General features: G+C 61.4%; 12 protein-coding genes and 6 pseudogenes. 13 read left to right on the forward strand and 5 right to left on the reverse strand.

What is annotated here, in order from left to right; genetic code table 11:
• Positions 1–151: 151 nt before the first annotated feature.
• Positions 152–457, forward strand: a complete 306-nt coding sequence (locus ABLU50_RS15380; RefSeq protein ID WP_230354784.1) for a hypothetical protein — start codon at positions 152–154, stop codon at positions 455–457.
• Positions 454–551: pseudogene (locus tag ABLU50_RS15385) on the forward strand (ATP-binding protein); the annotation flags it as partial. The gene ABLU50_RS15380 and the pseudogene ABLU50_RS15385, both read left to right, overlap by 4 nt.
• A gap of 293 nt (positions 552–844) precedes the next feature.
• On the opposite strand, the pseudogene ABLU50_RS15390 reads toward ABLU50_RS15385, so the two are convergent.
• A pseudogene (locus tag ABLU50_RS15390) lies at positions 845–1,009 on the reverse strand (transposase domain-containing protein); the annotation flags it as partial.
• On the reverse strand, positions 954–1,217 hold the full coding sequence (locus ABLU50_RS15395) for a transposase (protein WP_162489568.1): 264 nt from the start codon (positions 1,215–1,217) through the stop codon (positions 954–956). The pseudogene ABLU50_RS15390 and the gene ABLU50_RS15395, both read right to left, overlap by 56 nt.
• A 14-nt stretch (positions 1,218–1,231) precedes the next feature.
• Between ABLU50_RS15395 and ABLU50_RS15400 the strand changes: the two genes are divergently transcribed.
• The 10 genes and pseudogenes from ABLU50_RS15400 to ABLU50_RS15445 all read left to right on the forward strand — a co-directional run bounded on the left by ABLU50_RS15400 (position 1,232) and on the right by ABLU50_RS15445 (position 10,916).
• Positions 1,232–1,495, forward strand: coding sequence for a hypothetical protein (locus ABLU50_RS15400; protein WP_049015287.1), 264 nt, complete (start codon positions 1,232–1,234; stop codon positions 1,493–1,495).
• Between the two features lie 250 nt (positions 1,496–1,745).
• Complete coding sequence (locus ABLU50_RS15405; RefSeq protein WP_049015292.1) at positions 1,746–2,027, forward strand: helix-turn-helix domain-containing protein; 282 nt, start codon at positions 1,746–1,748, stop codon at positions 2,025–2,027.
• A gap of 32 nt (positions 2,028–2,059) precedes the next feature.
• Positions 2,060–2,629 carry a small heat shock protein sHSP20 gene (hsp20, locus tag ABLU50_RS15410; RefSeq protein ID WP_058837170.1) on the forward strand — a complete coding sequence of 190 codons (570 nt, stop codon included), beginning with the start codon at positions 2,060–2,062 and terminating at the stop codon, positions 2,627–2,629.
• Between the two features lie 105 nt (positions 2,630–2,734).
• The gene (clpK, locus tag ABLU50_RS15415; RefSeq protein WP_102781592.1) at positions 2,735–5,530 is read left to right on the forward strand and encodes a heat shock survival AAA family ATPase ClpK; all 2,796 of its coding nucleotides are present in this window, start codon (positions 2,735–2,737) and stop codon (positions 5,528–5,530) included.
• Positions 5,530–5,721, forward strand: coding sequence for a hypothetical protein (locus ABLU50_RS15420; protein WP_102781593.1), 192 nt, complete (start codon positions 5,530–5,532; stop codon positions 5,719–5,721). Before clpK ends, ABLU50_RS15420 begins: the two co-directional genes overlap by 1 nt.
• A 60-nt stretch (positions 5,722–5,781) precedes the next feature.
• Positions 5,782–7,662 carry an ATP-dependent zinc metalloprotease FtsH gene (gene ftsH / locus ABLU50_RS15425; protein ID WP_080466095.1) on the forward strand — a complete coding sequence of 627 codons (1,881 nt, stop codon included), beginning with the start codon at positions 5,782–5,784 and terminating at the stop codon, positions 7,660–7,662.
• Positions 7,659–8,075, forward strand: coding sequence for a PAS domain-containing protein (locus ABLU50_RS15430; protein ID WP_058837167.1), 417 nt, complete (start codon positions 7,659–7,661; stop codon positions 8,073–8,075). The genes ftsH and ABLU50_RS15430 overlap by 4 nt, the downstream gene beginning before the upstream one ends.
• A 233-nt stretch (positions 8,076–8,308) precedes the next feature.
• Positions 8,309–8,797: a phosphate-starvation-inducible PsiE family protein gene (locus ABLU50_RS15435; protein ID WP_004152114.1), complete on the forward strand. Its 489-nt coding sequence runs from the start codon at positions 8,309–8,311 to the stop codon at positions 8,795–8,797.
• Positions 8,784–9,746: a zinc metalloprotease HtpX gene (locus ABLU50_RS15440; RefSeq protein WP_049015276.1), complete on the forward strand. Its 963-nt coding sequence runs from the start codon at positions 8,784–8,786 to the stop codon at positions 9,744–9,746. The genes ABLU50_RS15435 and ABLU50_RS15440 overlap by 14 nt, the downstream gene beginning before the upstream one ends.
• Before the next feature lie 63 nt (positions 9,747–9,809).
• A pseudogene (locus ABLU50_RS15445) lies at positions 9,810–10,916 on the forward strand (trypsin-like peptidase domain-containing protein).
• A 224-nt stretch (positions 10,917–11,140) separates the two neighbouring features.
• On the opposite strand, the pseudogene ABLU50_RS15450 reads toward ABLU50_RS15445, so the two are convergent.
• Positions 11,141–11,663 (reverse strand): annotated as a pseudogene (locus tag ABLU50_RS15450) (IS5 family transposase); the annotation flags it as partial.
• A 79-nt stretch (positions 11,664–11,742) separates the two neighbouring features.
• On the opposite strand from ABLU50_RS15450, the pseudogene ABLU50_RS15455 reads away from it, so the two are divergent.
• Positions 11,743–11,883, forward strand: a pseudogene (locus tag ABLU50_RS15455) (transposase); the annotation flags it as partial.
• Positions 11,884–11,910: 27 nt separating this feature from the next.
• Here the strand turns inward: ABLU50_RS15455 and ABLU50_RS15460 are convergent.
• Both ABLU50_RS15460 and ABLU50_RS15465 read right to left on the reverse strand, forming a co-directional pair.
• Positions 11,911–12,177: pseudogene (locus tag ABLU50_RS15460) on the reverse strand (VOC family protein); the annotation flags it as partial.
• Between the two features lie 13 nt (positions 12,178–12,190).
• Positions 12,191–12,922, reverse strand: coding sequence for an SDR family oxidoreductase (locus ABLU50_RS15465; RefSeq protein WP_065800087.1), 732 nt, complete (start codon positions 12,920–12,922; stop codon positions 12,191–12,193).
• Positions 12,923–13,061 lie beyond the last annotated feature (139 nt).

The raw sequence follows: 13,061 nt of genomic DNA on the forward strand, positions 1-13,061 counted from the left end.
GTTCTATGCATCCAGCGCTGATGCAGACGGGAACAAAGTGGCTACGTTGACGATGGAGGTAATTGCAGCTGAGGTTGGAGCCGTCCAGACCAGCCAGCTGCGATGTATAACCGATACCTCAGACAACCGGAAGACCATGTCAACGCGGATCATGGGCTTCAAAGCAGGCGTTGAGGCAGGAAAATGCATAGACAGGATCTTAAGGGAGACAGTGAAAAGCTCGTTGCGTTGGCCAGGCACCATGGCGAAGTACTGTGAGCCTTTGCACTCTGCGCATTACCCGAAAGAAAGCTCATCTGGGGCGGGCCAACCATGCCCGGGTGTTCGACCGGAAGCAGCGGATACACGCGGCCCTAGGCTGATTGCAGAATACACCGCAGTTCGGCTGCGATACATCTTGTCGCGCACTGCGTGCAGCCTCCCCGAAACTGCCCGGAGCCATGCCAAGGCGATATAGGCCCCTTGGGAGTCGGCAAGACGCATCTGGCCATCGCACTGCGCTATCGGGCGGGCAGTGCGGCATCAAGACCCGCTTCATCACTGCGGCCGACCTTGGTGCTGCAACTGGGCGCGGACCAGCGTAACCGTCCGAGCATCCCGGCTGGCTTGACCCCGCCAAGCTAAGAGATGGTGGCAGTTCGTGGATGCCGTTTCCCGGGTGCACGCGAACCGAGACCACGCGATCAAGCAGGAAAACGAGCACCTGGGCTTGTCTGACTGACAGCTGGCCGGCGACGACAAGATGGAAAAGTTCGGCGTGTGGCTCTGGCGGCAACGATCCCGCGAAGGGCGGACGGTGCTTGAGCTGTTGAACGTAAGCGTGCGGGCAAACCGTCTTGCGCGACTATGCCGGATGCCACCTATGCGGCAGCAGCTCTGCAATCTCACTCGCCCGCTGAGCCGGCAACCGTGTCAGCACATCCTTGAGATAGGCATACGGATCGTGCCCATTATTACGGGCCGACTGGATCAAACTCATGATCGCAGCAGCGCGCTTGAGCATACGAACCCGCGCCGAGCATTTGAGAAGGCAAGGGGATGAACGCTGGCTGGATAGCCGTGGTTTTCTGGGTAAGCAGGCGAATCCATTTGTGGACGAGGTTGGCATTGAGGCTGTAGCCCAAGGCGATGTTTGCGATGGAGGCACCGGGTTCAGAACACTCCTGAATGACCTGGGCCTTGAAAGGTTTGCTGTAGATACAGCGCTGAGGGCGCATGGAAAATCCGCTTGATGGGCCATGGCCTTCGGCGGCGGTGTCGGGAAGGTGTGTTGGCCGGACGGATACTGTTGAACTACGTTGCCTGGGGCAACGGAAGTGTTTCGGCCCGACTCTGGAACGCGATCCGCAGCGACGACTGGGCAATTCCGCACGTTGGCCTGAGCAGCCTCGGGGAAATCGTCGTCTGGACGCGCCCAGACGAGTTTCCGCCAAGGCACATGCAGACGAGCAAGGGGCTGCGGGCACTCGGCTACAACGTGAGGATCGGTGTTTGATCGAGGCGCCTGTGGCACACGCAGGCTGACGAACCAGGCGCTGTCCATTGCCTGCTCAGGCCACCCCCTGCGCCTTGCCTGAGCAGTTGACCTGCATCAATGGGGCGGGAGAACGCTGTACATTGACTCTTGACTCTTGACTCTTGACTCTTGACTCTTGAAGTTTGTCATGGTAAGCGTGATATCTTACAAAGTTTTGCAAGGATTTCCTAGGCCGGAACCGCAAAGCGACGCGATTAGAGAGGGTGAGATGAAAGCGCACCTACAGGTGATTTTCGCGCTCGATGAATTGGCTGCGTACTTGAAAGTCGGCAAACGGACGCTTTATCGGCTCGCCGCGCATGGGGAAACTACGGCTTTCAAGGTGGGCGGGACGTGGCGGTTTCGTCAAAGTGAAATCGCTCAGTGGATCAATGATCAGACCCGAGCCGGAGCAAAGAAGGAGGTGATGCGCAAGCGTGAACAGCAGAAGTCATCCGAGCAGCCCGTGTTGCCTGGGCGCACTGCCCGTCGCAGCAGGCAAAGGGCTTGAGTAACTCGTTCCAATTTTTCTGGAGGTATGACATGGACATCGATTTCAAGAAGTTGGCTCCCTGGAACTGGTTCAAGAACGAGCAGCAAGAGCAGCAGAGCGCCTCTTCCCTGCCGGTGCAGCGCAATGACCTGCCAGCGGCGAGCGGGCCAGTCAGCCCGATCCTGCAACTGCATCGGGAAATCGACCGGCTGTTTGATGACGCATTCCGGGGCTTCGGTTTTCCGGCGTTGAACATGCCGCAGTGGCCATCCGATTGGTCGGGCATGCTGAAGCCGGCCCTGGACATCCAGGAAACCGACAAGCAGTACAAGATTGCCCTGGAAGTGCCCGGTGTCGAGGAGAAGGACATCCAGATCACCCTCGACAACGACGTGCTGATGGTGCGTGGCGAGAAGCGCCAGGAACAGGAGAAGAAGGAAGGTGGCTTCCACCGTGTGGAGCGAGCCTACGGCAGCTTTCAGCGTGCCTTGAACCTGCCTGACGACGCCAACCAGGATTCGATCAAGGCATCGTTCAAGAACGGGGTGCTCACGGTCACGATTGACAAGCGCGAGGTCAGCTCGCCGAAGCAGGGGCGCTCGATCCCGATCAACGGCTGACGTCGCCGGCTCGTTCGTCACAAGAAAAACCCGGCTCGAGACGAGGTGTCGCGGCTTGCGATGCCTCGTCGCCTCAACCTTGTCAACCTTCTCAGGAGCATCAGCATGCCCAGAAAACAATGCCAGGTCTGCGGCCAACCCGCCACCGTGCGGGTGGAAGCCAGTCTCAACGGGCGTCACAGCACCATGCTGTTGTGCGACGACCATTACCGCCAATTAGTGCGCCAGCAAAAACGCACCGTTTCGCCGCTGGAAGCCTTGTTCAGCTCGCGCAGCGGCCTGTTCGAGGACTTCCTCGGCAGTGACTTCTTCCGCATCGGCGACGACACGACGCCCGTTGCCGCCGATACCGATGATGTGGTCGATGCCTCGTTAAGTGAGCCCGCCGCCGCAGGTTCAGGTGTGCCGCGCCGTCGCGGCAGTGGGCTGGCCAGCCGCATCAGCGAACAGTCGGAAACCTTGCTGCAGGAGGCCGCCAAACACGCTGCCGAATTTGGCCGCTCCGAGGTGGATACCGAACATCTGCTGCTGGCACTGGCCGACAGCGACGTGGTCAAGACCATCCTGGGTCAGTTCAAGATCAAGGTCGATGACCTCAAGCGGCAGATCGAGTCTGAGGCCAAGCGCGGGGACAAGCCCTTCGAGGGCGAGATCGGCGTGTCACCACGCGTGAAGGATGCGCTCAGCCGCGCCTTTGTGGCCTCCAATGAACTCGGCCATTCTTATGTCGGTCCAGAGCATTTCCTGATCGGTCTGGCTGAGGAAGGCGAAGGGCTGGCCGCCAACCTGCTACGCCGCTACGGCCTGACGCCGCAGGCGCTGCGCCAACAGGTCAGCAAGGTGGTGGGCAAGGGCGCCGAGGATGGCCGCGCTGAGACGCCGACTAACACGCCAGAACTCGACAAGTACTCGCGCGACCTGACCAAGATGGCGCGCGACGGCAAGCTCGATCCGGTGATCGGCCGCGCGCAGGAGATCGAAACAACCATCGAGGTGCTGGCCCGGCGCAAGAAGAACAACCCGGTGCTGATCGGCGAGCCGGGTGTGGGCAAGACCGCCATCGTCGAAGGGCTGGCGCAGCGCATGGTGGCGGGCGAAGTGCCCGAGACCTTGCGCGACAAGCGCCTGGTGGAACTCAACATCAACGCCATGGTGGCCGGCGCCAAATATCGCGGCGAGTTCGAGCAGCGCGTGCAGAAGGTGCTGAAGGAGGTGACCGAGCACCAGGGCGAGCTAATTTTATTCATCGACGAGGTGCACACCATCGTCGGTGCCGGCCAGGGCGGTGGTGAAGGCGGGCTGGACGTGGCCAACGTGTTCAAACCGATGATGGCGCGCGGTGAACTCAACCTGATCGGCGCCACGACGCTGAACGAGTACCAGAAATACATCGAGAAGGATGCCGCACTGGAGCGGCGCTTCCAGCCGGTGACAGTGCCCGAGCCGACGGTGGCCCAGGCTATCATGATTCTGCGCGGCCTGCGCGACACCTTCGAGGCGCACCACAAGGTCAGCATCTCCGAGGACGCGATCATCGCGGCGGCCGAGTTGTCCGACCGCTACATCACGGCGCGCTTCCTACCGGACAAGGCGATCGACCTGCTCGACCAGGCGGCCGCGCGCGTGAAGCTGTCGGCCACGGCCCGGCCGGTGGCCGTGCAGGAGCTGGAGTCCGAACTGCACCAGCTGCGGCGTGAACAGGATTACGTGGCCGCGCGCAAGCAGTACGACCAGGCCGCCGAGCTCGGGAAGCGCATCGAAGCCAAGGAGGCCGAGCTCAAGAAGCTCGTCGAGGACTGGGAGCGGGAGCGGGCCTCCGGCAGTGCCGAGGTCAAGGCGGAACACGTGGCGCAGATCGTCTCGCGCCTGACCGGCATCCCGGTCAACGAGTTGACGGTGGAAGAGCGCGAAAAGCTGCTGCACTTGGAACAACGGCTGCACGAGCGCCTGGTGGGACAAGACGAGGCGGTCCGTGCCGTGGCCGATGCCGTGCGGCTGTCCCGCGCCGGCCTGCGTGAAGGCAGCAAACCGGTGGCTACCTTCCTGTTTCTGGGCCCGACCGGGGTGGGCAAGACCGAGCTCGCCAAGGCATTGGCCGAATCGATCTACGGCGATGAGCACGCCCTGTTGCGCATCGACATGTCGGAATATGGCGAACGCCATACCGTGGCGCGATTGGTGGGCGCGCCTCCGGGCTATGTCGGTTACGACGAAGGCGGTCAGCTCACCGAGAAGGTGCGGCGCAAGCCCTACAGCGTGCTGCTGCTCGACGAGATCGAGAAGGCACACTCTGACGTATACAACATCCTGCTGCAAGTGTTCGACGACGGTCGCCTCACCGACGGCAAGGGCCGGGTGGTGGATTTCACCAACACCATCATCATCGCCACGTCCAACTTGGGTTCGGACATCATCCAGCGACGGCTGAAGGCGCGCGGGGCGGCCGGCGAGGAGTACGAAAAGACCAAGGCCGGGGTCATGGACGTGCTGCGCGGCCATTTCCGGCCCGAGTTCCTCAACCGCATCGACGAGATCATCGTCTTCCATCCGCTGGGCAAGGAGGAGATCCGCCACATCGTCGGCCTGCAGCTCGATCGCGTGGCGCGCAGCGCCGCCAGTCAGGGCGTGACGCTCACTTTCGATCAGACGCTGATCGACCATTTCGCGGAAGAAGGCTACAAGCCCGAGTTCGGTGCGCGTGAACTCAAGCGCCTGATCCGCAGCGAGCTGGAAACTGCGCTGGCGCGCGAGATGCTCGGCGGCGGCATCGGCAAGGGCGATCACGCCAGCGCACGCTGGGACGACAAGGCCGAACGCGTGGTGTTCGAACGCAAAGAGCCACCGCAGACCCCGGCCGAGCCGGAGCAGCCGGATGCCGCGAAGGCGAGCGACGCATCTTGATGGCGGGCGAGGCTGCCGTGTCCGACCCCATCGGCCTGGCATGGGCAGCCTCCCTGGCCTCGATCGCGGTGGCGGTCGTGGCCGCAGGTCACGCGGGCGTCTACAAGCGTGATCCGCAGTCGGCCACGCCGTGGGGACTGCTCATCAGCGGCGGCGCTGCCCTCCCGCTCGCTGGCCATCCGTTCGCGTGACGGCGCGGCCCATCTGTTCACCTGATCCTCTGGCAACTCGACTTTCGAGGAACAAGGCCCATGGAAAAAAAGAATCAATGGAATACCGGCTACTGGATCGTTGCCCTCCTGCTGTTGTTGAGTTTGCAGAGCTACTGGCAGACGGCGAAAACCGTCGAGCCGGTGCCCTACAGCGAGTTCGAGAAGGAGCTGGCCGAGGGTCGCGTGGCCGAAGTGCTGGTGTCGGATCGTACGGTGACCGGGCACCTGAAGTCGCCGGACAGCCGGGGCAAGACGACGATCGTGGCAACGAGAGTCGAACCCGATCTTGCCGATCGCCTGTCGAAGTACGACGTGCCCTATGCCCGGGTGTTGGAGAGCACCTGGCTGCGCGATGTGCTGTCGTGGATCCTGCCAGCGGTTGCCTTCTTTGGCGTCTGGTTCTTCCTGTTCCGCCGCTTCGCCGAGAAGCAGGGCATGGGCGGGTTTCTCAACATCGGTAAGAGCCGCGCCAAGGTGTTCGTGGAAAAGAACACCGGTGTGACGTTCGCCGATGTCGCGGGGGTGGATGAGGCCAAGGCGGAGCTGATCGAGATCGTCGATTTCCTGAAGAATCCGCAGGACTATGGCCGTCTCGGGGCGCGCATCCCCAAGGGTGTGCTGCTGGTGGGGCCGCCCGGCACCGGCAAGACCTTGCTGGCCAAGGCGGTCGCCGGTGAAGCGGGCGTACCATTTTTCTCCATCTCGGGTTCGGAATTCGTCGAGATGTTCGTCGGCGTGGGCGCGGCGCGGGTGCGCGACCTTTTCGAGCAGGCCCGCAGCCAGGCGCCGGCCATCATCTTCATCGACGAGCTCGACGCGCTGGGCCGTGCGCGCGGCGTCGGCGGCCCGATCGGCGGTCATGACGAACGCGAGCAGACGCTCAACCAGTTGCTGACCGAGTTGGACGGTTTCGATGCCTCCGTAGGGCTCATCATTCTGGCCGCGACCAACCGGCCCGAAATCCTCGATCAGGCGCTCTTGCGCGCCGGCCGCTTCGACCGCCAGGTGCTGGTGGACCGCCCCGACAAGAAGGGCCGGCTCGACATCCTGAAGGTGCATGTCAAGAAAGTCATGCTGGCACCCGAGGTCGACCTCGAGCAGGTGGCCGCGCTGACCACCGGCTTCTCGGGGGCGGATCTGGCCAATCTGGTCAACGAGGCGGCGCTGGCCGCGACGCGCCGCCACGCGCAGGCCGTGGAGCTGCAGGACTTCACCGCCGCCATCGAGCGCATCGTGGCGGGGCTGGAAAAGAAAAACCACGTGCTCAACCCTAAGGAGCGCGAGACCGTGGCCTATCACGAGATGGGCCATGCGCTGGTGGCGCTGGCGCTTCCGGGCACTGACCCGGTGCACAAGATTTCCATCATCCCGCGTGGCATCGGCGCCTTGGGCTACACCCTGCAGCGCCCGACCGAAGACCGTTACCTGATGACGCGCAGCGATCTGGAACACAAGATCGCCGTGCTCCTGGGCGGACGAGCGGCCGAGAAGCTGGTGTTTGGCGAACTCTCCACGGGGGCGGCCGACGACCTGGCGCGGGCCACCGACATCGCCCGCGACATGATCACCCGCTTCGGTATGGACGAAAGCTTGGGCTATATCGCCTTCGAGGCGCAGCGGCCGCGCTTCCTCGACACGCCCGAGTTGGCCAGCGGCGGCTGCCGGGTGGCGGAATCGACCCAGGCGCGCATCGATCAGGCCATCCGCGACATCGTGATGGGCGTGTTCGAGCGCGCCTACGGGATTCTCGACGCCAACCGCGCGGTGCTGGAGCGCTGTGCCCGCGAGCTCCTGGCGCGGGAAACCCTGGATGAAGCCGATATCCGCCGCCTGACCGAGGGGCTCCAGCGCGCCACCCCGGCCACGGCGGCCGAGGCGGCGCTCCCCTCATCCTCAACACCTTCAGGAGCCTCGACATGAGCGACAGTCTGCACATCGTTTGCCCGCATTGCCAATCCGTCAACCGCGTACCGGCGGGCAAACTCGCCGACCAGCCTAACCACCCGGAGGATTTGCCGGTCGTTCTGGCAAAGGTGCGCGCTTACCAAGAAACCCCGTCGGAGCGATTGGAGTGCGAGTACCGCGTTCGTCATCAATCTGGCGTTTGGATTTGGGTGCTTGATCGCGGCCGTTGGCTGGGTGACGCGGGCAGGCAACTGATAGTCGGTACTCTGTTCGACATCTCTTCTCGCAAGGAAATGGAGCAGCAGTTGCTGCGTATGGTGATCACCGACCCCTTTGCTTCACGGTTGAGGAAACATGTTCGCGCAACCGACATGGCTGCCCGGATTGGGGGGAGGAATTCGCTGTGTTGTTGGAAGCGGTATCGATAGAAGGCGCCCAAGTATGGGCGGAGCGATTTCGTCAGGACACTGCGGCGACAGCGGTGGTGTGTGGAGAGGTGTCGATCAGCTATAGCGCCAGCATGGGTGGCTCTCCTTGCCCCCCGTTTGCACTCTGTCGAGCAGGTGATGCTGCAGGCGGACAGCGCGCTCTACCAGGCAAAAAGACAAGGGTGCAACCAAGTTGTGGGTGCACAAGTATTTCAGAATTGAGAGGAGTGGCGATGAAGGAAAAGCAAGCAGACCCGATCAAAACATTTCGCGCCCAATGGGCAGTGATGACGTTCTACGAGCGCTTTGAACAGGTGATCGCGCTCGCGCTGTCCGCAATCATTGCCGTTATCATCGTGGTCTCGCTGCTGCAGCTGATCTCGATCGTCTTCAGCCTGCTGATCATTGATGCATTCAATCCGCTCGATCACAAGGTCTTCCAGACCGTGTTCGGCATGATCATGACGCTGCTCATCGCCATGGAGTTCAAGCATTCCATCGTGAGGGTGGCCTTGCGGCGCGACAGCATCATCCAGGTCAAGACGGTGATCCTGATCGGGCTGATCGCCCTAGCGCGTAAATTCGTGATCCTCGACCCGGAGACCGGCCCCGCCAAGGTCGCGGCGCTCGCAGGCGCGACACTGGCCCTCGGGGCGACTTACTGGCTGCTGCGCGAGCGCGATGACCGGACAGCCGGGGAAAGCTCAGATGATCAGTCGTGATCTGCGCCACGCGCAGAATGTCGGCGCGCGGCATCGCTGGCACAATCGCCTGCAAACCGTGCTGTTGGTGCTGACCCTGCTCGGAATTGCCGCCGTCTCTGGCAGCCTGCTGTTGGGTGACGGCGGGCTTTGGCTGGCGCTTGCGGCCGCGGGGTTCACCCTGCTGCTTGAACCGGCGGCCGCCTCCGGGCTGACCTTGCGGCTGTATGGCGCACGCCCCCTGCACCCGGATGAAGCGCCCGATCTTTGGGCTGTGTTGCGCGAACTGGCGGCGCGGGCCGGGCTGCCTACCGTGCCGGTACCGCACTACGTGCCCAGCGGGGTCGTCAACGCCTTCGCCACCGGTTCGAAGCATCACGCGGCCATCGCGCTGACCGACGGCCTGCTGCGTAGCCTCACGCCCCGCGAGTTGACCGGCGTGCTCGGCCACGAAATCGCGCATATTGCGAACGAGGATTTGCGTGTCATGGGCTTGGCCGATTCCATCAGCCGGCTCACCCATCTTCTGGCCTTGTTGGGGCAGCTTGCGATCGTGCTCAGCTTGCCAACGCTATTGCTTGGAGTCACGGAAGTCAATTGGCCCGCGTTGCTTCTACTTGCGGTCGCGCCACAGCTGGCCTTGCTGGCTCAGTTGGGCTTGTCCAGGGTGCGCGAATTCGACGCCGACCGGCTCGCTGCCGAATTGACCGGCGACCCGCATGGGCTGGCCTCGGCGCTCGCCAAGATCGAGCGGGTGAGCCGCTCCTGGCGCGCCTGGCTGCTGCCCGGATGGGGCAATCCGGAACCCTCCTGGTTGCGCACGCATCCAGCGACGGCTGAACGCATTGAGCGCTTGCTGGAACTTGCTCCGCCGCCCGCGATGCCGCCGTTTCCATCGGCCCGTTTCGACCCCGAGGTGACCGTATCACCACGTCCGCCACGCTGGCGCACTGGCGGCCTTTGGCGCTGATTTCAACATGGGGAATGACATGACCTACCCGACCCCTACAGCCGCCCGGCGCCGGATCGATTCATCCGGCGCTGGCTCGTCATCACTGGCTGCATCGCCGCACTCATGCTGCTGTGGCAGTTCCTGCCCGCCATCGAAGCCTGGTTCAGTCCCCACGAAACGCAGGAGCTCACGGTGACGCCGTGCGGCGACTTGGCCGCCGACGAAAAAACCACCATCGAGCTGTTCGAGAAATCGCGCGGATCGGTGGTTTACATCACCACGGCATAACTAGTACGTGACGTCTGGTCGCGCAATGTCTTTTCCGTGCCGCGCGGCACCGGCTCCGGCTTCATCTGGAGCGATGCCGGCCACGTGGTGACCGACTTCCACGTGACCCAGGGGGCATCGTCTGCCACGGTCAAACTGGCCGACGGTCGCGATTATCAGGCTGCGCTCGTTGGCGCCAGTCCTGCGCACGACATTGCGGTACTCAAGATTGGCGTCGGCTTCAAGCGCCCGCCGGCGGTGCCGGAGGGCACCAGTGCCGATCTCAAGGTGGGGCAAAAGGTCTTTGCCATTGGCAATCCCTTCGGGCTCGACAGGACGCTCACCACCGGCATCGTCTCGGCGCTTGACCACACCCTTTCCGGCGACGCCAGTGGCCCGGCCATTGACCACCTGATCCAGACCGACGCTGCTATCAACCCCGGCAATTCCGGTGGCCCTCTGCTCGATTCGGCTGGGCGGCTGATCGGCATCAATACCGCCATCTACAGTCCGTCTGGCGCCTCGGCCGGCATAGGCTTTGCGGTGCCGGTCGATACCGTCCTGTGCGTGGTGCCGCAACTCATAAAGACCGGCAAGTACATCCGTCCGGCGCTGGGCATCGAGGTGGATGAGCAGCTCAACGCGCGTCTGCAGGCGCTGACCGGCAGTAAGGGTGTATTCGTATTGCGCGTGACGCCTGGCTCGGCGGCGCACAGGGCCGGGCTCGTCGGCGTCGAGGTCACCGCAGGCGGCATCGTGCCCGGCGATCGCGTTATCAGCATCGACGGTATCGCCGTCGACGACGTCACCACATTACAGGCCCGTCTAGACGACAAGAACGTTGGAGATGTTGTGGTCTTGTTAGTGGAGCGGGCCGGCAAGACTCGCAAGATGCTTGTGGAACTACAACCGGGAGTTTGATGGAAAGTGGGTCATGGATCTGCACAGCGAAGCAGCCAAGCGACTTCAGCCTTGCGCCGAACTACGAGCCCTAGCTAGGGATGGTCTGCAGTAGCCCTGTATTTCCGGCTGACTTCAGCCACTGCTGATTTTGAAAGCGGTGAACCGATCAAAAACGATCGGATCACCCGCTCATTTCGGTGCTTTCAGCCGTCGCGAGCACCTTGCGACGGCCATTTTCCGCATTACAGGCGCACCTCTCCTGCGCTTGCCAGCAAATGTCGGCGGGCCATCTAGGGCAAACAGCGTCACCAGTTGTGCAGTGTTCTTAACCAGCCCTCGGAAACGTACCTTGGTGTAGCCGAACTGCCGCTTGATCACGCGAAACGGGGGCTCTACCTTCGCTCGCACTTGCGCCTTGGCCTTCTCGATCTTGCGCTTGGCTTTGTACAGGGCGCTGCGTTTATCGAGCATCTTGTAGGTGCTGCGGCGTGCTGCGACCTGCCAGATCACTTCTCGGTCGGCATGCTCGGAGCGCTTTTCGACGCCGGTGTAGTCGGCATCGGTGCAGACGACGTTCTCGTCGCCGTGCAGCAGCTTGTCGACCTGGGTGACATCCGCCACGGTGGCTGCCGTGCCCACCACGCTGTGTACCAGCCCCGATTCATCATCAACGCCGATGTGCGCCTTCATGCCAAAGCAATACTGGTTCCCCTTCTTGGTCTGGTGCATTTCCGGGTCGCGCTTGCCGTCCTGGTTCTTGGTTGTAAGCGTCGTCTCAGCACCGTCTGGCAGATCCTGAAATTCCTGAGAGGATAGTGGACACCAAATATGGTGGACGCTATCCATGAAATCATTAACCGCAGTGCGTAAAAAGAGCCCTAATTATCCCGTTGAGTTCAAAATCAAAATGGTTGAACTCTCGCATCGACCAGAGATCTCCGTAGCGCAACTCGCTCGTGAGCATGGGATCAACGATAATTTGCTGTGAGTGAATCTCCGCAGCACCCGCGGCGATGGCCTCAGCATAAGCCTGTTTGACCATGATTTCTGAATCTGCCACAAACCCGACATGCACGGTCTGAAGAGAAGGCGTGCCCGATCTTAGCCAGAAAAATACGCGTCCATTAGCACCAAATCCCTTGAGGTCAGGATGGCCTGATGGGCCATTGCTGCCGTCATTATCGTGACGATTGGTGATGCCGAGAAGGGGCAGAACACGCTCATAAAAAACGATTGCACGCTCAGTATCGCTTACGGTAATAAATATATGATCCAGCATAAAAGCTCCGTGATTAGATATTATAACCACCCGCGACTTCTATCGTCTGGGCATTAATCCAGCCATAGTCGGCAGACAGTAAACCGGCGATAACACGGGCAACTTCGTCAGGCTCGCCAATTCGGCCAAGGACTGTTTGCCCGGCCAGCAATGCTTCGAATTCATCACTTAAACCGCCAACCAGCTCAGTACGAATTGGACCGGGTGACACGGCATTGATCCAGATCTTCCTTTCACCAAACTCTTTCGCCATATCCTCAAGGCCACCCTTGAATGTTGCATAGGGCGCTACACCGGCGGTTGCCACGCGGGTGGTGGCGCTGGTGAGATTAACAATTGCGGCATTCGGTTGTAGAAGTGGTAGCAGCTTCTGGGTAAGGAAGAAAGGCCCTTTCAAATGGACGTTCATTAAGCTGTCGGACTGTGCTTCAGTGACTGTCTCTATGGGATTATAAAGACCATACCCTGCATTGTTTACCAGCCCGTGAAGTTCTCTGGTTCCCCTGTGTGATTCCATTGCGCCCTCGAGAACAGAACGAAACTGAGGAAAGCTGCTGGCATCTTCTACGTTTAACTGCAACCCTAACGTATGCCCCCCGTCGGCCTGAATACGCTCAACCACCTGGCTGGCGGCTTCCGGCTTGCTGTTCCAGGTAAGGATGATGCCAAATCCACGACGCGCACACTCAATCGCCGTGCTGGCCCCAATGCCTCGGCTTCCACCGGTAATCAGAACATGCTCCATAAAAACTCATGACAGAAATAATAACCTATTCAAGGTTACGCATTGCGTCGGCCCCTGGCTCCTGTAATCCTCTCTGATACTTGCCTAAGGAAGGTGCGAATAAGCAGGTCATTTCTTCCCAAGCTGACTCGCTGATTAA

It is taken from the genome of Klebsiella sp. GG_Kp173, from assembly GCF_040062415.1.
Taxonomy (GTDB): domain Bacteria; phylum Pseudomonadota; class Gammaproteobacteria; order Enterobacterales; family Enterobacteriaceae; genus Klebsiella; species Klebsiella quasipneumoniae.

Bases quoted from the DNA above. Each gene is read 5' to 3' on its own strand.
- ABLU50_RS15380 (WP_230354784.1), top strand. From the start codon at position 152: ATGGGCTTCAAAGCAGGCGTTGAGGCAGGAAAATGCATAGACAGGATC.
- ABLU50_RS15395 (WP_162489568.1), bottom strand. From the start codon at position 1,217: ATGCGCCCTCAGCGCTGTATCTACAGCAAACCTTTCAAGGCCCAGGTC.
- ABLU50_RS15400 (WP_049015287.1), top strand. From the start codon at position 1,232: ATGGGCCATGGCCTTCGGCGGCGGTGTCGGGAAGGTGTGTTGGCCGGA.
- ABLU50_RS15405 (WP_049015292.1), top strand. From the start codon at position 1,746: ATGAAAGCGCACCTACAGGTGATTTTCGCGCTCGATGAATTGGCTGCG.
- hsp20 (WP_058837170.1), top strand. From the start codon at position 2,060: ATGGACATCGATTTCAAGAAGTTGGCTCCCTGGAACTGGTTCAAGAAC.
- clpK (WP_102781592.1), top strand. From the start codon at position 2,735: ATGCCCAGAAAACAATGCCAGGTCTGCGGCCAACCCGCCACCGTGCGG.
- ABLU50_RS15420 (WP_102781593.1), top strand. From the start codon at position 5,530: ATGGCGGGCGAGGCTGCCGTGTCCGACCCCATCGGCCTGGCATGGGCA.
- ftsH (WP_080466095.1), top strand. From the start codon at position 5,782: ATGGAAAAAAAGAATCAATGGAATACCGGCTACTGGATCGTTGCCCTC.
- ABLU50_RS15430 (WP_058837167.1), top strand. From the start codon at position 7,659: ATGAGCGACAGTCTGCACATCGTTTGCCCGCATTGCCAATCCGTCAAC.
- ABLU50_RS15435 (WP_004152114.1), top strand. From the start codon at position 8,309: ATGAAGGAAAAGCAAGCAGACCCGATCAAAACATTTCGCGCCCAATGG.
- ABLU50_RS15440 (WP_049015276.1), top strand. From the start codon at position 8,784: ATGATCAGTCGTGATCTGCGCCACGCGCAGAATGTCGGCGCGCGGCAT.
- ABLU50_RS15465 (WP_065800087.1), bottom strand. From the start codon at position 12,922: ATGGAGCATGTTCTGATTACCGGTGGAAGCCGAGGCATTGGGGCCAGC.